This window comes from Dyadobacter ginsengisoli DSM 21015, assembly GCF_059568735.1.
The window spans coordinates 710,764-731,705 of record NZ_JCANTY010000001.1 but is presented as its reverse complement, the minus strand read 5'-3'; the positions used below and the strand labels follow the sequence as shown (position 1 = coordinate 731,705).

Here is a 20,942-nt window from a genome sequence, read left to right as displayed (position 1 = left end):
TTTTAGGTGTATTTTTAACACTTATTTGCGCAACTAACAATACAGTCCGGAAAACCGGCACCGAACCCTTAGTCCAATAGAAATTTTTTTTCAAAAAATAGGATATGTCAAAGTAAAGGGAGAAAAATCAACGCGAGCGCGATATAATCCTTCATTTCAACCCGCAGGATTTTCAATGCTTTGCTGATGTGCGCCTCCACCGTTTTTTCTGAAATCTCCATTTGGGCAGCGATTTCTTTCAGGCTGTAACCTTTGCGGCTGAGGGTAAACACTTCCCGGCATTTTTCGGGGAGTTTCAGGAGGGATTGTTCATAGAACTCGTGGAGCGTGTTGAAGTCGAGGTGCTCGCTGGTGTCATTATCCGGCAGAAAATCCTCCTCTCCCAGCGTCGAAATTTGTTTTCTTTGCTCCTGATGATAGTAATTGATAATGCAATGACGGAGGGTGCCATGCAGGTAGGCCTGGATATTTTTGTGGATGTCGAATTTATGCCTGCCCAGCCAGAATTTCACGAAAGTTTCCTGTACCAGGTCTTCCGCTACCGTTTTCAGGCCTGTTTTCCGGATGGCGGTATGCACCAGGATCCGCACATGCCGTCGGTACAACTCCCTGAACGCCAGCTCCTCGTTGTTTTCACAGATCAACGTCATCAATGCTTCCTCGGAATAGCTGCTGTAAAGGTGGTTCACGGATGTACTGATCTTGATGAAATGTTTCCCAGAAATATACCCGCAAAAGCGAAAGACTTCTATAATTTAATGATATTATCCATGATAAATTATCGGTTTTAATTACGTTCTGATAGCGAAGTCCAACGCACAAAGGGGTCTATCTCTTATTCACCCCAGAGGTGATACACGGATAATTGTTTTTTATCTGAACTGAGCACGATGTAGCCGTTAACCCTTGTCTCACGCACGTTACCTGGCTCCACCGCGATCCAATTTGTTTTGAATCTGTGAACCACAATTTCCGATTCGATCCATCTTGGAAAGGCAGTTAAGGTAATGTCATCATCCGTAAAATCCGTGTAGGCAAATGGGAAGACTGGTTCACCTGAAACCCACGTACTGACCGTATCGGCGGGAACTTTGATTGCATCTACATATTTCCAACCATTTTGGGATGCAAATGCGAACAAATCCTTTTCCGAGAATACCGACCCCCCGGTCAATTTCCAGTACATCGCAGTAGTCCCACCAAAAGGACCTGCATCGGAAACGTTTGCCAGACAAAATTGAGGCATGAAGCCCCCCCAAAAACCGGCCGGTCGCAAACGTTGGCAGCTTGTGGCATGAAGTAACAATGTTGTAAGAATTAGTAGATTACGCATTAACCTAATGGGTGTAATTGATCCTGGAAATTTTCATTGCTCTGATTCGGAACGAGAAATTTGCTGATTGAGGACAACGACGACCTAACGAGCCTGATCATTACAAGATCGGCTTGTCTCACGTTGTGGAAACCGCAGCCAGGGCGAATGCTTATCCCGAATGGCTTAGAAGCGACTTTCCGCTGTCACCCAATTCGATTCCCCGAGGTAGTTCTGGTTCAATCTGCTGATCAGGATTTCCCTGAACTCATTGCGGTTGATCGCCTTACAATCCGGTCTGAGCTTAAAGTAGTGATTAGCAGCCATGGTCCTGGCCAGATCACCGACCGTTTTCATTTGCAATTTCTTTCCGAATTTCCACGCGAGCTGGTACACGAATATGCTCACCAAAAACAACGGACCGAACAGCTTCCATTCGACAAACACGCCGATCAGTGAAAACACGCTAATCAACGTGAGCCCGGCCTCAACGACAAACGGTGGGCGTAGCACGTCCAGTTTCAGTCCAAGATTTGCTTCAAACTGAGCGAATTTTGAAATTCTGTGCTCATGCGGAATGATATCCTCCAATTCAGTCCGGAGTGTAACAATACCCTGGTAACCCATGTCGGCAATGGCAGCACGAAGTTTATAAAAAGCGCTTTGCGTTGTACAGAAACCATCGTGCTCAAGCGGAATTCTCCATGTCACGTGATCGAAGACTTCACCTAATGTGGTCATATTTAAAAACTCTGCGTCTTCAAACCGGATATTGAATTCCTGTTCTATGGCCGCCAGCAAGTCGTCGATATCCTCGCAATGCGTGCTATCCAATCGCAATGCTTTCATATTCCGTTTGAGATGTCCCCAAAAATAGACAATTTACACCCAATGCAAATAGCGTCTGCCATTCCGCTCAACGTACCCAAACCAATTCTTTACCTATATTTTATGACCGGACTCGAACTCCTTATTCACCAAAACGCCAACGCTTACGAATGGACCAACAAACTGGTCGAAACTATCCCGTTCGAAAAATGGGAGATCATCCCCGACACTGTGGAGTCGAGCATAGCCTGGCAAGTCGGGCATTTGATCGTCAGTCATTACTTCCATTCCATTATGGTCATCCGCGGGCATCAGATGGACATGCTCCGGCAAATGCCCATTAAGGATTACAGCGACCTGTTCACTATCTCCTTCGCCGAACAGTCTGTGGGAAAATTCAACCCGCCGCAACTGCTGGCCGACCTGAAAACGATACAACAGAAGTCACTCTCCATCCTGGCGACCCTCACACCCGCGGAACTCAATAACCCATTGGAACCAACCCCTACTCCGCACCCCATTGCCAAAACCAAGTTCGAAGCCATCGACTGGAACACCAAACACACCATGTACCACTGCGGACAGATCGGGATTTTGCGGAGGATTGTCGATAAGCGGTTTGATTTCGGGCTGAGGATGAGGTGAATGCAAGATTGCGTGCCCACTTACCTGAACGCCCGCACACAAATATTCAGATAATCCATGCGCTTACTCCTCAAATACCTCCGCCCCCACTACCCGCTCATTGCCTTCGCATTGGTGCTGGCGGGAATCTCCCAGCTGCTAACGCTGATCGATCCGGTGATCTTCGGCAAGATCATCGATCAGTATGGCGTAAACCGGCAACAGCTCACGGAGCAGGAACTAATCCACGGTGTACTGAAATGGCTGTTGTTGGCGTTGGGCATTTCGGTGCTGGCGCGCCTCTGCAAGGCGGGGCAGGATTATGTGATGCGGAAGGCCGTGGCACGGTTCGGAATGTTTATTTTCAATGATGGTTTGAAACAAACGTTGCGGCTCTCGTTCCAGGAGTTTGAGGAGAGCCGCAGTGGGACTACACTTTCGGTGCTGCAAAAAGTAAAGACGGATGCGGAGCGGTTTATCAACTCCTTCATCAATGTGCTGTTTACTTCGCTGGTGGGTGTCGGGTTCCTGGTGTGGTACAGTATCAACCGCAACTGGCTGCTGGTGCCGGTATTTTTTGTCGGTGTGCTGCTGCTGGGATCGCTGACGGGCCTGGTTTCGAAGCGCATCAAAGGCATTCAGCGGTCTATCAACCGGCAAACCGAGCGACAGGCGGGTGTGATCACCGAAAGTCTCCGGAACATCGAGCTTGTGAAAAGCCTCGGGCTCACATTTCCCGAGATCAGGCGCCTCAATGCGCTGACTGCCGGGATTTTCGAGCTGGAAATGCAGAAAGCGCGAAAGGTCAGCATGCTGTCGTTCCTGCAAGGAAATATGCTCAACCTGCTGAAACAATCGATCCTTTTTATTCTGCTCTGGCTGATTTTTCGTAAAGTATTGAGTACCGGCGAGCTCATTGCGATGCAGTTTATCTCAACGGCCATCTTCACGCCTTTGCAGGAACTCGGTAATATGATCATCCTCTACAGGGAGGCCGATGCTTCGCTGAAAACTTTCGACCTCCTGATGCAGAAGCCGGTCGAAAAGCGGCCGGAGGACTCCATTGAACTGGGAAAACTGGAAAGCCTGCGTTTCCGCCACATTATTTTCAGGCATAAAACAGCGGGGTACAATGCCATCGACGACATCTCCTTCCAGGTACAGATCGGACAAACGATCGCGTTCGCGGGTCCTTCGGGTTCGGGCAAATCGACGCTCGTGAAACTGCTCGTGGGCCTGTACACGCCCGTAAGCGGGGATATTTACTTCAACGAAACCCCGGCCACGCAAATTCGCTATAATCCATTGCGGAGGCAGATCGGATTTGTAACGCAGGACACACAGCTCTATGCAGGCACGATCCGCGACAATCTGCTGCTCGTCAAGCCCGGAGCTACGGAGGACGAGCTGACGGAGGCATTGCGCAAAGCGTCAGCGCTGGGCCTGGTCGCGAAAGCTTCTCACGGACTGGACACGGTGCTGGGTGAAAACGGCATGAAACTCTCCGGCGGCGAAAAGCAGCGCCTGTCCATTGCCCGCGCATTGCTCCGGCAGCCGCAGCTTCTGATTTTCGACGAGGCGACCTCCGCGCTCGACTCCCTTACCGAAGAGGAAATTACCGCTACAATCCGGGACATTTCGGCCAACCGGCAGCAAATGACCATCCTCATTGCCCACCGCCTCTCCACGATCATGCACGCGGATATCATTTATGTACTGGAAAAAGGCAAAATCTCCGAATCCGGCTCGCATCAGCAATTGCTGGAACAGAAAGGACTCTACTATTCCATATGGCGGCAACAGGTGGGCGAGCGGCGCCCCACCATCACTTTATCTTGAGATAGGGTCTGACAAATATGTTTCCGGCAAACGGCTTTTCATATACTGAAGTGGTCGCGTCCCGCACACTTCCAGGAAGGAGTTGCTGAAAGCCGCCAGACTCTCGTAGCCCGTCGCCATCGCCAGGTCGGAGACATTGTATGTCCCTTCTTCGATGTGTTCAAGTGCCTTCATGATCCTGGCAATCTTGCAGTAGACTGAAAAAGACACACGCAGATTTTGGGTAAACAGCCGTGTCAGAGTCCGCACGGACATGCCATGATCCCGTGCAAGCTCCTGAATGGATACTTTTTTGTGTAAACGTTTTTGAATGCTGTCCAACACCGGTGCCAGCCTGTTGTGGGCGGTCGATGGCAGGAAAGCCGGAATGCGTTGCGACAGCTCCGATGGCAGCAGATCCTGCATGGCTTGCAGAAAAGTGTGCACTTCGCGGCGGTCCTGCCCGGCCAGATGCCATTGTCCGGTATGCCGGATCATTTCGCGCATGAGGCCCGATACGGGAAATACCGCCAGTTCATCTTTCAAATCGGGTGACCATACCGGAGGAAAACAAACCGCACGCATTTGCAGATGCGGGCTGTCCGACCACATTTCGTGCAACGTCCCAGGAGGGATCCACACGGCATAGCGGCCAGGAACGAGTAACTTCCTGCCCGCAGCGTTCAAATGGATGCAGCCCTGCTCCGCATACACCAGCTCACCGTATGCATGAGAATGCCAGTCGGTATGGAAGCGGCCCAATTCCTGGTGGTATATCACAAATGGCTCCTCCGGATTTGCGGTGAGAGAAGAACAGCTTACAAATTGTCGGGGCATGGCCGTTTGGAGCAAATATTAGTCCTGTTAGGATAATTTTCCCAAAATAGGCACATCTAATTTTGCCTCCAAAACTAATTATACCATGATGCAATCATTTGAACAGAACATCGCATTGATCCACCACTTTTTCGAAGCCTACGCCAGCGAGGACCATGCCGCTATCGGAAACATCCTTTCTCCTGATATTCGCTGGTCGATCCCCGGCCGGCATCCGCTCAGCGGGGTCAAGAAAGGCATTCCGGAAGTACTGGAATACTTTGCACAGCTTGGAAAAGCCGAATTCCGGGCCAGCCCGATCGTGATGGGCGCCAACGAGCATTACGTTATAGATTGCCACCTCAATTGGAGCACCAACCCGGATTACCCCGCATTCAAGGGAATGTCATGCCTGCTTTGGAAAATAGAGGACGGACGAATCACCGAGGTGTACAACTTCCCCGAGAATCAGCACGAGGTGGATGGATTCTTTTCTGGTTTTGAATGATTGGCATCACTCATAAAGCGCCGCCATACGTTTCCGGAAATCCTCCGGTGCGTAGCCGGTTTGTTTACCGAAGAAACGGGTGAAATATGCCGGTTCCGAGAAACCGAGTTCATAGCTGATTTCTTTGATGGGTTTGCCGAAGTATCCTATTTCACGCTTGGCTTCGAGCACAAGGCGGTCGTTGATCATCTGACTGATGGTTTTCCCGAAGGACTCCCGCGTGAGCTCATTCAGGCGTTTGGCACTCAATGAGAGCTCATTGGCATAAAAATCCGCCTTGCGCTGCCTGCGGTAATTGGTTTCGATGGATTCGACGAGCATTTGCATGCGCGGATCGCGCGGGGAAATATCGCCGGTTTCCTTTTGCAGCTCTATGCAATGCAAAAACCAGCTCCGCAGGTAGGATTCCAGTATCGCCGGCCGCTGCGCTTCCAAATATTCAATGCGGATCAGGTCCATGAGTGTATTCAGGACGGGAATGCGGCAGTCGGGAACGGTGACTGAAAAACTGGTGGAATATTGAAAAAGCTTGAAAATATCATTGCCGATCAGCCGCTCGAAAAAGTCCTTTGAAAGCGCCATCAGGAAACCGTGTTTGTCGCGCTGGTCCATGCTGTGCACCTGGTCGGGCAGCAGCAGAAAGACCTGGTTGCCGGCAATGGGGTATTTATTGAAATCGATGTAATGCGACTGCCTGGGTTTGACCTGGGTAAACCACAGCACCTCATAAAAATCGTGGCGATGAACACCGTTAAAAAAATGTTCATCGCCATCTTCGATCGTCGTCACAGCAAAAAAGGCATCCCCCATGTCGTGCAGCGGAAAATCGTTCGCCTGCATTTCACGCGGTTGTTCCTGTTTTGATCTGCTACTTCTGTACTCCATATCTCTTGTCATTCTCAGCTCGCCTGTGCCGCGTCTATTATCGACAATCGCCGGGCCGCTATTGTTCCGTAACCGGGGCTTTTTTAGCCGCCGATGGCTGAAACTTCTGCCTGGGTGTTGTCCCCGTCGAAACCGCTCTGCCAACGGATTTCCCGGTTTTGCCCTGCCGCCCCTTTTTCTTGCCAAAACCTTTGCGTCCCCACCAAACCAGGAAACCGGTCACGGGCAGGCTCGCACCTATGAGGCTGGCGAGAAATGCGAGTACCTTTCCGGGGAAACCCAAAATACTACCCACGTGGATATCGTAGTTCATCTTTCGGAGCTTTGTCCCGAATCCTGCCTGGCCGAAACGCGCGCCGTACACTTTATCGCGCGGCAGCTCTTTCACAGTATGCTGGTCGAATGTGTAGCCGATATTGTTATAAAATTGTCCGCTGTTGGGATAAACAGTTACGAAAATGGGTGAAGACGCCTTTTTAACATCAGGAAAGGAGTAATAGAAACCCTCCGATTTCGGATGCCGGGTGATCACCTTGTTCCAGGCTTTGTCGATGGCCTGCTCCGGAGAGAAGAATTTTCCGGCCATCAGCGAATCCGATCCCGCTTCCCGGTTGCGGCCCGGCAGCGGGTCACCACCGGATGTTACCCAGTAAAGCCCCTCGCTGTACCATTTGATCCCGTACACCATGCCGGTCATGGCAATGGCGAGCAGCAAAAGAAGCGAATAAAAGCCGAGTACATTGTGCAGATCCAGGTTGACCCGCTTGAAAGAGCCATTCCATTTAATTTTGAAGCTCTTATCGACAGTGCTTCGGCTCCATTTTTTCGGGTACCACCAAACCAGTCCGGTAATAAGCAACACCACAAACACGAGCGTGCCGTAATTGACGATCGGCCGGCCGATTTCAAATGGCATCCATAAGAACCGGTGGCCATTGAGTACCCACCGAAAAAAGTCGGTTTCGCCTTTTTGATGGATCTTTCTACTGACCACATCACCCGTATAGGGGTTCACTTTAATGGTTGCGCTCGGGCCGCGGCGTTCTCCCAGCCCCACATAAATCGCCCTGCCCTGCTGATAGGTCGCATAAGAAACTTTCATTCCCGGGTATTCCGCTTCCGCGATCTGCATCAGTTGGGAAGGCATGATCACCGGCTTGTTCTGCCTCTCGATGCGCGTTGCAGGTTCGAGCATCGCGGTGATCTCCTCGTTGAAAACCCAGATACAGCCGGTCACGCAAACGATGAAAACAATAATCCCCGAAATAAGGCCCAGCCAGAGATGCAGCCAGTTGTTAATTTTTCTAAAACTTGACATAGGACGCTGTTTCAAAACAAATCCCCGCTCGGCCCGTTGATGGGCGGCGGGGTTTGTAGTACTTCTAAACCCAAACTATTTGACCTTAACAATAGCGGTAATTGCCCCGCCTTCGACTTTCAAACCCTGCCTGGCTACGGCTGTGGCGATATCCACTGTGTAGACCCAGCTTCCGGCGTCGGTGTTTACACCTACAAAAACACTCTTTTTGTCATCGCTGATCGTATTGTTGTTATAAGATGCCGACGAGGACGCGATCACGTCCGGAACGCCGGTTACCCATGCGAATGTCTGATTGTAAGCATCTGCGATAGCCAGCTTCTTCGCACCCGTTGCCGTATTGACGGTTCCGAACATGTACAGGAGGAATTTGCCGCCGCCCAGATAGGTCTGGTTGGCAATTTTATACCCCCCCGATTTTTCCTGAACATTGAAGAAATAGCTCTGATCGAACTCGGTAGTTCCTTTTTTGATGCGGACAAATGCGGAAGGTTTGGTAGTGGTAGCAACGCCGCTGTTGGTAGCCGATGCAGGCGAGAAAGCGTATACATCGCCGTTTTCGTCCACCGACAAACCATTGTTGAAATAGGCTCCGATGAAGCTGGTACGGTTGTCTTTAATCACTTTTTCAAGTGTCATGGACGGATAGGAAAAAACAGCGATCCAGCTGCTATCGGGATAAGCGGTCCCGAATACATCCGGTGCGGCACCTTTGATGCTCATGTAGGGAGCAAAAACCTTGTCACCCACCTGCGTAGCCCAGGTAAAGTGGGCACGCTCGCCATTGCCCGCGAGTTTCACGATGTTGACCTGCCCTTCCGCTACGATTTTAGACTGGTCGGCATTGATCCGGAACCAGGAAGCGCTCTCATTACCGCTTCTAGGCACCTTGATAGTGAGGATATCGTCGCCCGACGGTGCAAAAACCTGCACGGTTTCGCTCTGGAAGTCGGAAGTTTTGACCAGTCCGCCTTTTTCATCCAATGCATAGGTCGTAACCGCACCGGGGTTGCCCTGGCCGTACAACAGGCTGAAAAACTTGCCTTTGTGCGTCAGGTAGTAGCGATAGGAACCATCCTGTTCGATACCCTGGCCCACGGTGCTGATCGTTCCCTGGCTAAGATCGCTGGTAGTGAGCAGGTAATCCGCTACGCCTTGTGAGCCTACCGGTGCCGATGCGACTACATACCGCGACTGTGTGCCGGTACCCGGTTCAGGGGTTGGCGTATTGTTATCGTCGTCGCTGCTGCACGCACCCAGGGCTACACCCATTCCCACTACTAAAAACCACTTCAAATATGACTTTTTCATTTTCTGATTTTGATTGGATTATTGAATTGATAAGAATTATTTACTGATGAAATAGCGTAATTTGACATAGAAACCCCTGCTAGGCTTTTGCAAACTGAAATTGTCATAGAGTTTCGAGTCGAACAGGTTTTTGCATTCCAGCGAGACGTTATATTTCCCATCGGCCATTGCATATACCACATTCACATCATGGCTCAGCTGCTGCGGAATGTCGAGCTTGTCGCTGCCCAGGCTCGGCCAGTAGAGGTAGTAGGCGTGTACGTAAAGCAGGTTGTAGCCGAATGTCAGGGTGTTGCCTTTCCTGCCCAGGTCTTTGAGAAATACCGCCGCATCGGCATTACCGAACATGAACGGCATGTTGGGAATGCGGTCCCGGTAGAGCGGGCTTTCGGTCGTGTAGCCGTCTTCAAACCGCGTATTGTTGCGCAGGTCCTGGTAGGTCAGGTTTACGCCGGCGGTCAGCAGCTGTCGGAACGAATAGCGTACTTCCCCATCCACCCCGAAGTTGGTCACATCGGCCAGATTGTCCATCACCTGCTTGGTCTGGTTTGCATTTAACTTAGGGCGGATAAAACCCTGCGCATCGCGGTACAGCACATTGGCATCGACGCTGAACCGGTGGATCCGGTTGATATGACCCTGGTAACTGAAACCGAGGTTATAGTTGTTACTCGTTTCAGGGTTCAGATTGATGTTCCCTTCCAGGTTCAGCAGATCACCAAAGAGCTCATCGGTTTCCGGCAAACGGTAACTTTTTTCAAATGAGCCTTTTAACTGAAAATTCTTAAACAAGAAGTACGTAGAAGCAATGCCGTAGCCCAGCTTTTTGAAACTGTTTTTCTGCACGAGAAAGGCTTCGTCGCCCCAGTTGCCGGTCGGGTTGTAGGAGACGGAATATTTGTTGCGCTGAGAGAAATGTTTGATGAATGCAGAGGTATTCCATCGTTCGCTGTAATCGAATTTATAACCTAATCCCAATACATTTTTGGCATTAATCCGCGGTTGCTCATACTTGGCGGCGTCCGGAAACAGCTCGTCCTCCCCTCTCCGGTTGAAGGTATTGTAGACATTGTTGATGGTCACCGAATGCCGGGGATCAAGCTGGTAGGTCACATTGGCCGTGGCCAGACCGTTGTTGTTGCGGAATTTGTACAGCGACCGTTCGCGCTCGCTTCCTTTGCCTTCATATTGTTTGAACTGCTGAAACCAGTTGTAACGGCGGTACACCGTATCCACATTCTGTTCCTGGCCCAGGTTGTAATTGGCAGATACATTGACATTCAAGCCTTTCACAAACAAGTCCTTCTTCTGGTATTTCAAACTCGGCATTACGATATTGCCTTTGCGGTGCCATTGTCCGAAGACGCTCACCATCCGCGCACCGGTCTGGATTTCGGCCTTGTTCTTGCCGAGGGTAATACCCACCAGCAGGCGGTCGGCAAACTTTTTACCCACTACGCCCACCTGGGCGATCACCGTCTCATTGTGATAGGTATCGTGGAAACGTCTCAGCCGCTGGTTCCGGAAATACTCGCCGGTATGCACATCCGCGACGTCTACATTGATCCAGTAATTGTTGTCTGAATAGTTCTGAAAAGCATTCACTTGCGCCGTAAAGCCCGATTTACCGGTAAAACCCGCATTGATCGCCGTCCGGTGCGTGTTGAACGAACCGTAAGAGTAGGAAGCATCCAGGTAGCTGTTCTGCCGGGTGTTGGTCACGATGTTCACGGCCCCGCCCAAAGCGTCAGACCCGAGCCAGATCGGCACTACGCCCTTATACACCTCCACGCGCTCCGCAAGGTTGATCGGTATGTTGTTCAGCTGGAATGAGGAGCCAAAATTGTCCATTGGCACACCGTCCAGGAAGAATTTTACCTGCCGACCGGTGAAGCCATTAAGCGAAAAATTCATATTCGACCCTACTCCGCCGCTCTCCCGTACACGCACACCCGACACGCGGTCGAGGGCATGGGAAAGGTCCAGCGTCGAGTTTTGCAGCTTTTTGGCATCAATCGCCGTGACATTGTAGGCCTGCCGGTTGATCTCCTTCGTTTCGGTGCGGCCGATTACCGATACCGATTCCAGCTCCCGGGTTTCGGACACAAGCCTGAAATTGAGTTTGGCATGTTCCCCCGCTTTCAGGCTGATCTGCCGGGACTGCGTCTGATAACCCATAAAAGAGATCAGCAACTGATACGAGCCGGGATGGAGGTGTTCGAGGGTGTACTTGCCATCGGGGTTGGTGAATGTGCCGTGCGATGTCCCTTTCAGACTCACCGAGGCACCGGGAAGCGTTTCGCCATCCTCCGCCCTGACGTGCCCCGATAATGTAACATCCGCCTGCTGGGCAAAGGCGACGAATGACAAGGCACAAAGAAGCCCTGTATGCAGAATTTTGCTAATTTGCATTGCTTTAAATGTTTCAGCGTTTACAAGTAATGCGCCCTGGCGCAGCAAGCCGGGTGGGTTCCAGCCATCCGGCTTTTTACTTCAATTTTATATCGGTGGGATGTGGGAGAATGTCAGATCATACTTCGTTTCTTTTTGAGGGTTTGTACGTTATTGTAGACTGATAGTAGCGTAACGGACCAGTCAACCGAACAGGACTTTTCTTACAACTTCTTGGCCTATTTTTATTAATAAATAGACTCATTCTAAATAGTGGCACAAAAGTAGGCCCTCTACCACAGTTCTGCTTACACAATTTGCCGGTTTAGCTGGACAATCTGCACATTTGCCCATTATCCCGGGATTCCGCAGTCCCAAGCGTTCATCGGCAGTGCTTTATGATCAAAATAGTGCAATAGTTTATCAATTTTCGGTAAAGGTTACAACCTTTAATCCCCCTTCTGCATCCATTCCCGGAAGCCTGGTCGATTTGCCGTCTTCCTGCAACGTCCTCTTGATTACAGAATATTAGGAAAAAATTAGAATATGCCAACAGCCCGGTTTTGCATTTTTCATTGGTCTGCCACCCTATATATTTGGACCAAAACCCACGCTCTAACAAATTATTTTGAATGAAACGACTCTCCGGTTTCTTCTCCCGCGAGAACATAATCCTCGGCGTGTACCTCCTGCTCAGCGTCATTATCGGTGTTCAGCATTACGCCGGAGGCCCTCTCAAATACAACAATTTCCAGATTTTCCGGGCGGCGCTCTGGCATCTCATCGGGCACAAAAACCTGCACCTCGGCTACCCCGACGAGTATTTCGACCTTTTTTTGTATAATCCCTCGTTCTGCGTCTTTTTCGCGCCGTTTTCCCTGCTGCCTACACCCATAAGCCTCATACTCTGGCTGATGTGCTGCGCAGCCGCATTATTCTACGCAGTCCGCAGCCTTCCGATCACCTACCCGCAAAAGGTTTTCTTTTGGTGGTACATATTGTTTGAACTCGTCACGTCGCTGCACGGCCAGCAAACCAACCCGCTCATTGCTGCGCTGGGTCTGTTCACATTTACTTTTTTTGAAAAAGACAAACTAAAATGGGCCGCGCTATTCCCTTTGCTGGCATTCTGCATCAAAGGCTACGGACTGATTTACGCCGGTTTGTTTCTATTTTATCCCAACAAAAGCCGTTACATCGCCTGGTCTTTGCTTTGGGGTGTGGTCCTTGCCGTGCTCCCGCTTCCTTTGACCGGGCTGGATTATTTTACCCAGATCTATAAGGACTGGTACACCATTCTCGTCGAAGACCACCAGGTAAACTACGGTTTCTCGATCATGGGACTGATCAAGATCGGATTCCCAGCCTTTTCGCCCGACGACGTGACGAAAGTACAACTGGCAGGACTCGTACTGTTCGGCATAACGTGGCTCCTGGCCTTTATCCGCAACCAGTACCGGACCTTAGAGCAACGTTTGCTGCTGTTGGCCTATGCATCGCTCTGGGTAATCGTGTTCAACCACGCCGCCGAATCGCCTACTTATGTGATCGCCATTCCGGGCGTGGTGCTCTTCCACATCGTGAACCGACAGCGTATGGCGCCATGGTCGACGGTGTTGATCGTGCTCGTGTTTGTGTTTTGCATTCTGGCGCCGACAGACATATACCCGCCCGCGCTGCGGCGGAACTTCTTCGAGCCCTACCTGATCAAAGTGATCCCATGCGTGCTCGTCTGGGTCGTTCTTCAAATACAATTACTACTTCATCAACAACATGAAAACCCATGAACTGCCGGGAATCAGCATCGTGCTTCCCTGCTACAATCCCGCGCCCGGATGGTGCGAGACGCTTCAGGCGTGCATCAGCGAGCTTGGCGAAAAACTGCCCGGAACCACCATCGAGTACATTATTTCCAATGACGGCTCTACCCGACTCGACCGCGCCGAACTCGCGAGCCTGGACCTGATACCGAATGTCGTGTTCCTCGACAACCCTGTCAACGAAGGCAAGGGCTCGGCAATCCGCAAGGGAACAGTGCGCGCCGGCGGGCGCTTTATTATCTACACCGATATCGATTTCCCGTTCGGTACCCAGCCCGTCGTCGAAATGGTGGAGATATTCAACCGGAACCCCGAATGCTGGTTTGTATATGGCAACCGCAGTAGTGCGTATTTCAAAAAACTGCCCTTAAAGCGGCGACTATTTTCAAAGGGACTGCAATGGATGAACCGACTGCTGCTGAACCGGCACATTACCGACACTCAGGCGGGTATCAAGGGCATGCGGCGTGAAATACTCCCTGAAATCCAGGGAACCAAAACCAATACATTTGTCTTTGAAGTAGAACTGATCCGCAAGCTGATCAGGAAGGGCATCGGCATCGAAAAAGTAGAGGTCTGTCCCAAATCGACCATCGTATTTACTGATTTCAGCATGAAGGTACTTTTCAGAGAAGCCGTCAGCTTTGCACGGATCACAATCATGAGCGCAATATGGAGCGATCTTTCGTAATGCTGACCTTTGACCTGGAAGAATTTGACATTCCGGAAGAGTATGGGCAAAAAGTTTCGGATCACGACCAGATGCAGGTGACCCTTGCAGGCATGGAACGGGTTATGGCTGTTCTGGACAAACATCAGGTACCTGCAACTTTTTTTACGACCGGCCATTTCGCCCGCAGAAACCCGGAGCTGGTCCGCTATCTGGCTCAAAAACATGAAATTGCCTCGCACGCACTCTATCATTCCCCCGGCCACGAGTTTCGGATTACGGATATTCTGGAATCCAAAAAAATACTCGAAGCCGTGAGCGGTCAAACCATTTCCGGCTTCCGGATGCCCCGTTTACGGCCATTCGATGTCTATGCGTTAAGGCAATGGGGATTTCTGTATGACTCGTCCATTAATCCCACCTGGCTGCCAGGTCGTTACAACCTCCTCGGCAGAAATCCACTGCCAGGCATCGAAAACGGGCTGATCGAACTTCCCTGCTCCACGACGCCTTATCTCCGGTTTCCCTTATTCTGGCTATCGTTCAAGAACCTGCCAACCGCGTGGTACAACGCATTGTGCCGCTTTACTCTGAAAAAGAGGAAAAACCTGATGCTTTATTTTCACCCGTGGGAGTTTGCCGACATAGGCGGGTATCAGTTGCCCGGGTATGTCAAAAAGCCCGATGGTGCGCGGCTGGCGGCTAAACTGGACAGGCTTATTCAAAATTTATTCACGCAAAATGCGGTTTTTATAACATCCAGGGCATTTTGTGAACGGGTTTTGTCAGAAAAGGCTGTTGATTAACAGCCGCAGGGCGGCTTCCTGTTTATAAAAACGACCGATCTCCAATAATGCATTTGGCACCGCAGGTGCCTCCTTGCTCGTGAGGAGGCACCTGCGGTGCCAAATGCATTATTCACCCACGCTTTGTTCCAAACAGCGTGCTTCGCCGAGCGTGGCTTGAACCTGTTTCCTAAACAATTTCCAAATGGAAACCCGTCACTGGCCGTGTTTCACTAAGCATCTTCGGGGCCTGATTGCTACCTGCAATGACGCCATCTCTTCCTCTGATCTCGATCTCCACGTTTTTGTAATCGGCATCGAGCAAGCTTTTGCTCAGTTCGCCCTCCGGATGCGGAAGCTGGAAAAATGCCTTTACTTCCAGATGGGTCTGGCAGTTGGCACAATACTGTACATCCCACCGGCTCAAAACAGCCTCGGTACCCAAATGCAGGCGTTCACCTTTGTAGGTCAGGAATGCGGAAACCATGAATGATCCGCGGATCGGTGCCCGGTTGATACGGCTCACCTTGATGGTGCGGGCCGGAATAGCAGGCGTTACCGCCAGTGCATTGACCTTCGCATGGCTATCGAGCGAGCCCGGACCATAGGTAAAGCCAAACTGGGTTTCAATGTTGATACAGTCCAGAGAGGTAAAGGTCCGTTCCACTCCGTTTTCTACTTTCCTGAATGGAGCCAACGGGCTTTCCAGCGAGAGCCAGGAGTTGGGGGCCATCCCCGGCGTCGGTCCCTGGCTGTCGACCGTGTTGGTTCCGGGATATTCCGGTATAATTTCAAGATGATCGGTAAAACCGTGTTTCTTCTGCCAAAGCCAGAAAACGCGGTCGACGTTGCAATGGTGGAAATAGAAGATCGGGTCCAGCCCGGCGGTGTCGTTTTCACCCATATCACCATTGGAACCGTCGATCGGCGAACGGTCGTAACCCGGAACATCGCAACCGCCCACGGCCAGGTGGATGCTGTTATGAGGCGATTCCAGGGGAACAACGATCTTATAGGGGTCATTTTTAATGGGTTGCCCGGTGTTCGGATCGATCGTCTGACGGTCGGAGTTCCATTGCCCGGCCGAAGTCGTATTGGAAAAAACAGTGTAATTAGGCGCGTCAAGGCAGTCCTTGAATTTCTTGGCAACATTGGTCGGGATCATCTTGCCATCTACCGTAATATGTGACCCCAACCAGTTTTTGACGTTTTGATTCAGAATGCCGACGTTGGTGGTGTAGTCCGGAAACTGGGCATTGTGCGCTTTGGTATTCGCAATGTCTTGTGCGGTCCCTACCAGTCCCGACAATGGATAGCGAACCGTCTCATACCCCAACGGTTTGGAGTAATTGGGATTATCGCCATTGATGGAATCCGTAATATTCTTTGGAAAAATAAACGAGCGCAGCGGGTTGGGGATCGTCTGGCCATCCAGTTCGAAATTCTCAGCCGTCAGCGACCAGGGTATCCCGTTATTGATCGATTCGTCACTGGTTTCGTCCCAGAAAGGCAGCATCACTTCTTCGCATCCGGCGATGCTCTGTAATGCCTCTTCCAGTTTCACGAGGTACACGCGGTGCCAGGTCGGGAACAGGACGTTGCCGTGGTTGCAATAGCCTCCCCAATAGGCACTGCTACCCCAGCCCGCACCGCGAAACGGCTCACCATGGAAGCCGCCAAGTTTAAAAAATGACTTCTCATCATCCGGCGGAAGCGCTTTGATTCCCTTCCAGGCACGCATCAGATCTTCCAGCGGTTTTTTATTTCCATTTGCATATTCATTTTCCAATTCGACAAGCGAGCGTCTTACACGAAGATTAGGTTGGTTTGACATCATTTTGTTGAGATTTGATTTATACTTTAATAAAACGGATTTGAAAAAAGCTATTCAATAATGAACCGGAAACAATGCAGGCAATTCCGGCAATCAGTACCCATTCCTGCAACGGAAAGTAAGTGCGACCTACGACAATCGATAATGACCCGAGCAAACTCAATACAAAAGGCACGTAGCCATGCCGGGCTGTTCTTTTCCATAACATCACGAGGTGAAATGCAAGCAGAACCATCAATGCAGGCAGCAACCAACCCATATAGGGGAGTTTTGCAAGCCCTACACTTCCGAACATACTCATGTAAACCGCCCAGCAAAACGGGCACTTCGGAAAGAATGCGATCAGGACACTCATTAAAATCGATGGCACTGCTTTCGCGGTAGTCGTCACTTTCCCCGCGGTAGACGGGACATGCTGGTCCTGTACTGCACTCCCGCAGTTACAGGATACCGCTCCTGCTTTCTTTTCCATTTCGAAAAGAAACCAGGATCAGGAAACAGGTGGTTGCAGCACCGCGTAAAAAGAGCAAACCACGCCTGCCGGGCTCGTTCCGCCCTGCCCGTCGGGATGGGGAATGGCGCGCGTGACGCTACCCACCAGCGCGGGTACCTGCTTTACGCCATTAGGTATATACGGCACAAGATAGCACAGGTAGTCGTAAACCCAGGGCGCGCCGCTGACGACTCCGGAGCCCTGAAACCAGAGTGTGGCTGGGCTTCCGGACTGGATAGAACCTTTCAGTTCCAGTTCCCAACCGGTATCATAGATCTTTCCGGTCAACCGGCCGGCCGGGGTCGTTTCGATAAGGAGGTTTCCCCTTCCGAATTCCAGTGAATTGAAATCAACCGAGAGATCGGGATTGTTGAGCAGGCTCCGGTAAGTCCAGAGACCTGAAGCAAGGCTGCCATTTGCGTTGAGCATCGTCAATACAGGATTAGTGTTTACATTAATTATTACTGTTTATTTATCCATTCATTGATAAATAGAACCGCAAATCCGGACCGCTTTTCTTCAATCAAAATACTATTGAAGCAATCCGCGCTTGCTTTTGTCTTAATTAAACCTATAATCGTGTATTAGTACTTTCAAGGAGGGAGAGGAGTAATGAAACAGATTCAATTTCTTATTCTATCCATTTCATTTTCGCTAAAAGTAGCAAAACATTTTACCAATACGCTTCCCGTTTAATAATTGCTTTCGTAATTATTAATGATTGATATTATTAATGTCATAATAATTAATGGTGGTAAAAATTCAATAATATATTCTTCTGAACGAAGGCATTCGCGATACATCCGGCCGTCAGCATTTCTTAATTCAATACATTTTTCCGGCTGGACTATCCGGTTTATTAACGAATGGTCTACCTCCGATGCGCTTTCAGCAAGTATATTTGACCTGTATCACTTAAATCGGACTTCGTATGAAATTTTCAATGATTGCTTTTAGTTCTTTCTTCGCATCGGCGGCATTCGCTCAGCACAACCATAGCCCCGCCCAACCCGCCACAGCGAAAGAACCGCTGTCCTTTGAAACGGTTCGAAACGAATGGCTCACCGATCCGGACCTGAAAGGATACAAACTCGAATCTTCGGTACTCACCATAGCCCCCGGTGCAAAGGATACCGTAAGCCACCGGCACGACTGCGACCTCTTTGGCTATGTGCTGGAAGGCGAAGTGCAGATCGGACTGGACCACAAAGCACCGGAAATCTTCAAGACCGGACAGATGTTTTTTGAAAAAAGGAATATCATTCATTCCCTCGCCGCCAACAACCTGAAAGACAAACCATCCCGTGTCCTGCTCCTCTTCCTGATCAAAGACGGCCGGAGCGGTTACACTCCCGAATACCCCGCGAAAACATCCAAAAATTAGCATTCCACTCCCCGCCACTCAACCGGGCCTGGTTGGCCCGCAAAACACGGATCTTTATCCCTTACCCCAACTGCATGTTTCCCAATACCAAAAAGCTCCATCGAATCAGCGGTGTCCTGATTGCCGTGTTCCTGCTTTTACATCTCACCAACCACCTCTTCGCCCTGGGTGGTCCCGCATTACACATCACGGTCATGAAATATTTCAGACTGGTGTACCGATTTCCACTGGTAGAGGTACTCCTGCTCACCAGCATCGCCTTCCAGATTCCAAGCGGGTTAAGGCTTGTTGCCAGGAAAGGCTTCCGAAAACAGCCATTTTACGTGATTGCGCAAACTTTGAGCGGCATTTACCTTTCGCTATTTCTGATCAATCATGTAGCTGCCGTAATGATGGCGCGCTATAAATGGCACATCGAAACCGACTTTTACTTTGCGGCCGGTGTGGCAGTCCATTACCCCGAAAAGTTATTTTTCATTCCCTACTACACCTTGTCGGTACTATGCGCCTTCCTGCACCTGGCCTGTGCGCATTATGCTCGCCGTACGGAGCTTGCGCAGGTTTCCGATAACGATCTGTTACTGATACGGTTTCAAAAAGAGGGCATGCTGATATTCGGGACAGGTATCGTGGTTACTTTCCTGATCATGGGGTCCTTAACCGGCCTGTTCTATCCATTATGAGTGAGGTGAAGTCACAAAGTTCTGCCCTCCTTGGCATATTCCTTCCGGATCTCCTGCACCAGTAGTGTTTTGCTCAACGGCTGTCCGGCAGATAACGCCTGGATTGCCGCAAGCTGGACCACATTCAGAATGGAAGCGCCTGTGAGTTCGAAGTTTGCACCCAGTTCCTCTACCGACAGATCCGGGGTTATCTCGATCGTGGAGGGTAAAGTCTGCCGCCAGAGCAGGGTACGTTCGTGCGGCGTGGGCATTACAAAATTGATCATGGCCTGAAAACGCCGGGTAAATGCGGCGTCCATGTTGTTACGGAAATTAGAAGCCAGGATTACCAGCCCCGGATAGTCCTCGATACGTTGCAGCAGGTAAGAAACCTCCTGGTTGGCATACCGGTCGTGGGAGCTTGCTACGGCCGTCCGTTTGCCAAACAATGCATCCGCTTCATCAAAAAACAGGATCCATTGCTTGTTCGCGGCTGTTTCAAAAAGAGTCTGGAGGTTTTTCTCGGTTTCGCCAATGTACTTGGAAACCACCTGCGAAAGATCGATCCGGTACACGTCCAGGTCCAGGCGTTTACCCAGCAGCGTTGCCGCCAGCGTCTTGCCCGTACCCGACGGCCCATAGAACAAGGCACGGTAACCGGGTTTCAGCCGGGCCTGCAGCGCCGGATCCTCCATTAGTTTTGTATTGTATTTCAACCAGTTATAAATCTGCTCCAACTCCCCGCGCAGCGGCTCAGACAACACCAGCTCCGGCCACTCCATAGCCGTCGAAATCAGTTGCGCCGGAAATCCGGGGCCAAATCTCGGTCTCCATTTCTGCCCGGTGGTAAAAAGTTCGATGTAATCACGGGAGATAATCAGTCGTCCGCTCGTGTCGGGCTCGCCAGCGGGCGGTTCCTCCATCACCAGCACCTGCTCTTTGAACAGCACGTTCTGCCTATCCAGAATGTGCCGCCTTACCGCCATCCTCGCAGGCAGATCCGGCCCGGCGAGCATAAACAGCACCGTATCGCCGGTAGGCAGCATACCGCGGTACGCCTCGCCCCTGGTTCCTCCAAATTCGGGAAACTCGCTGTCTTTGGGTACGAATTGCCGGATGATGGCATCATAAAAGTTGGGGTGCAAATGCGGTGCCAGCGCGATCATGAGCGTCAGGTACTCCTCTACCGACAATTCCCATTCGCTTAGTTTGTTGAACAAAGGTGAATCGTCGTCATAAAGCTGCATATCGGCCATTTTGAAGGCTCCTTTACCAAAATGCTCCCGCAGCCTGCCTTCCAGCACCTGCCTTACCTGCGCCAGGCCAAGGGTAAGGTTGGATTGAGTCCTGCCGGTATCGGCCAGGGTCATGCTCGGCTGATCTTCCGGCGCCGGTGCGAGTGCCGGAGGTGTTTCCGGTTCCGTTTCTTCGTCTTTCATACCAAGCCAGTTTCGGAGGTTGTTCAGTGCAGAAGCCATCTCAT

The 20,942-nt window shown here is 50.7% G+C and carries 20 protein-coding genes; 8 read left to right on the top strand and 12 right to left on the bottom strand.

From position 1 onward, the window contains the following. Positions 1-107: 107 nt before the first annotated feature. From BP71_RS02415 to BP71_RS02405, 3 genes are all read right to left on the bottom strand, one after another. Positions 108-689 (bottom strand): RNA polymerase sigma factor, encoded by a 582-nt coding sequence (locus BP71_RS02415; RefSeq protein WP_496376221.1) that lies wholly within the window; start codon positions 687-689, stop codon positions 108-110. A 146-nt stretch (positions 690-835) separates the two neighbouring features. Then, positions 836-1,246: a hypothetical protein gene (locus tag BP71_RS02410; RefSeq protein WP_496376219.1), complete on the bottom strand. Its 411-nt coding sequence runs from the start codon at positions 1,244-1,246 to the stop codon at positions 836-838. Positions 1,247-1,498: 252 nt separating this feature from the next. Continuing rightward, on the bottom strand, positions 1,499-2,161 hold the full coding sequence (locus BP71_RS02405; protein ID WP_496376217.1) for a hypothetical protein: 663 nt from the start codon (positions 2,159-2,161) through the stop codon (positions 1,499-1,501). A 42-nt stretch (positions 2,162-2,203) separates the two neighbouring features. Here BP71_RS02405 and BP71_RS02400 point away from each other — a divergent pair, with 42 nt between their 5' ends. Then, positions 2,204-2,785 carry a DinB family protein gene (locus BP71_RS02400; protein ID WP_496376215.1) on the top strand — a complete coding sequence of 194 codons (582 nt, stop codon included), beginning with the start codon at positions 2,204-2,206 and terminating at the stop codon, positions 2,783-2,785. Positions 2,786-2,842: 57 nt separating this feature from the next. Next, entirely contained in the window at positions 2,843-4,603 is a 1,761-nt protein-coding gene (locus BP71_RS02395) for an ABC transporter ATP-binding protein (protein WP_496376213.1), read from the top strand. On the opposite strand, the gene BP71_RS02390 is transcribed toward BP71_RS02395, so the two are convergent. After that, complete coding sequence (locus tag BP71_RS02390) at positions 4,595-5,419, bottom strand: AraC family transcriptional regulator (protein ID WP_496376211.1); 825 nt, start codon at positions 5,417-5,419, stop codon at positions 4,595-4,597. The genes BP71_RS02395 and BP71_RS02390 overlap by 9 nt on opposite strands. Before the next feature lie 85 nt (positions 5,420-5,504). Here BP71_RS02390 and BP71_RS02385 point away from each other — a divergent pair, with 85 nt between their 5' ends. Further along, a complete protein-coding gene (locus BP71_RS02385) occupies positions 5,505-5,906 on the top strand; it encodes a nuclear transport factor 2 family protein (RefSeq protein ID WP_496376209.1) in 402 nt (133 codons plus the stop codon). Positions 5,907-5,912: 6 nt separating this feature from the next. On the opposite strand, the gene BP71_RS02380 is transcribed toward BP71_RS02385, so the two are convergent. The 4 genes from BP71_RS02380 to BP71_RS02365 all read right to left on the bottom strand — a co-directional run bounded on the left by BP71_RS02380 (position 5,913) and on the right by BP71_RS02365 (position 11,832). Further along, a complete protein-coding gene (locus BP71_RS02380) occupies positions 5,913-6,791 on the bottom strand; it encodes a helix-turn-helix domain-containing protein (protein ID WP_496376207.1) in 879 nt (292 codons plus the stop codon). A gap of 58 nt (positions 6,792-6,849) precedes the next feature. Next, positions 6,850-8,109, bottom strand: a complete 1,260-nt coding sequence (locus BP71_RS02375) for a PepSY-associated TM helix domain-containing protein (RefSeq protein ID WP_496376205.1) — start codon at positions 8,107-8,109, stop codon at positions 6,850-6,852. Between the two features lie 75 nt (positions 8,110-8,184). Beyond that, positions 8,185-9,420, bottom strand: a complete 1,236-nt coding sequence (locus BP71_RS02370) for a DUF4374 domain-containing protein (RefSeq protein ID WP_496376203.1) — start codon at positions 9,418-9,420, stop codon at positions 8,185-8,187. A gap of 36 nt (positions 9,421-9,456) precedes the next feature. After that, positions 9,457-11,832: a TonB-dependent receptor gene (locus tag BP71_RS02365; protein ID WP_496376201.1), complete on the bottom strand. Its 2,376-nt coding sequence runs from the start codon at positions 11,830-11,832 to the stop codon at positions 9,457-9,459. A 611-nt stretch (positions 11,833-12,443) separates the two neighbouring features. Here BP71_RS02365 and BP71_RS02360 point away from each other — a divergent pair. From BP71_RS02360 to BP71_RS02350, 3 genes are read left to right on the top strand one after another with little or no spacing between them, the layout of a single operon-like run. Next, positions 12,444-13,598: a glycosyltransferase family 87 protein gene (locus tag BP71_RS02360; protein ID WP_496376199.1), complete on the top strand. Its 1,155-nt coding sequence runs from the start codon at positions 12,444-12,446 to the stop codon at positions 13,596-13,598. Further along, on the top strand, positions 13,585-14,322 hold the full coding sequence (locus BP71_RS02355) for a glycosyltransferase family 2 protein (protein ID WP_496376197.1): 738 nt from the start codon (positions 13,585-13,587) through the stop codon (positions 14,320-14,322). Before BP71_RS02360 ends, BP71_RS02355 begins: the two co-directional genes overlap by 14 nt. Beyond that, the gene (locus BP71_RS02350) at positions 14,304-15,107 is read left to right on the top strand and encodes a polysaccharide deacetylase family protein (protein WP_496376195.1); all 804 of its coding nucleotides are present in this window, start codon (positions 14,304-14,306) and stop codon (positions 15,105-15,107) included. Before BP71_RS02355 ends, BP71_RS02350 begins: the two co-directional genes overlap by 19 nt. Positions 15,108-15,276: 169 nt before the next feature. Here the strand turns inward: BP71_RS02350 and BP71_RS02345 are convergent, their stop codons facing one another. From BP71_RS02345 to BP71_RS02335, 3 genes are read right to left on the bottom strand one after another with little or no spacing between them, the layout of a single operon-like run. After that, positions 15,277-16,923: a tyrosinase family protein gene (locus tag BP71_RS02345; protein ID WP_496376193.1), complete on the bottom strand. Its 1,647-nt coding sequence runs from the start codon at positions 16,921-16,923 to the stop codon at positions 15,277-15,279. A 16-nt stretch (positions 16,924-16,939) separates the two neighbouring features. Continuing rightward, the gene (locus BP71_RS02340; RefSeq protein WP_496376191.1) at positions 16,940-17,392 is read right to left on the bottom strand and encodes a hypothetical protein; all 453 of its coding nucleotides are present in this window, start codon (positions 17,390-17,392) and stop codon (positions 16,940-16,942) included. An 18-nt stretch (positions 17,393-17,410) separates the two neighbouring features. Beyond that, complete coding sequence (locus tag BP71_RS02335; RefSeq protein ID WP_496376189.1) at positions 17,411-17,842, bottom strand: hypothetical protein; 432 nt, start codon at positions 17,840-17,842, stop codon at positions 17,411-17,413. A gap of 502 nt (positions 17,843-18,344) precedes the next feature. On the opposite strand from BP71_RS02335, the gene BP71_RS02330 reads away from it, so the two are divergent. Together BP71_RS02330 and BP71_RS02325 are read left to right on the top strand one after the other, a co-directional pair. After that, on the top strand, positions 18,345-18,797 hold the full coding sequence (locus BP71_RS02330; RefSeq protein ID WP_496376187.1) for a cupin domain-containing protein: 453 nt from the start codon (positions 18,345-18,347) through the stop codon (positions 18,795-18,797). Positions 18,798-18,829: 32 nt separating this feature from the next. Next, the gene (locus tag BP71_RS02325; RefSeq protein ID WP_496376185.1) at positions 18,830-19,480 is read left to right on the top strand and encodes a succinate dehydrogenase/fumarate reductase transmembrane subunit; all 651 of its coding nucleotides are present in this window, start codon (positions 18,830-18,832) and stop codon (positions 19,478-19,480) included. Between the two features lie 11 nt (positions 19,481-19,491). Here the strand turns inward: BP71_RS02325 and BP71_RS02320 are convergent, their stop codons facing one another. Further along, positions 19,492-20,937, bottom strand: coding sequence for an ATP-binding protein (locus tag BP71_RS02320; RefSeq protein WP_496376183.1), 1,446 nt, complete (start codon positions 20,935-20,937; stop codon positions 19,492-19,494). Between the last annotated feature and the right edge of the window lie 5 nt (positions 20,938-20,942).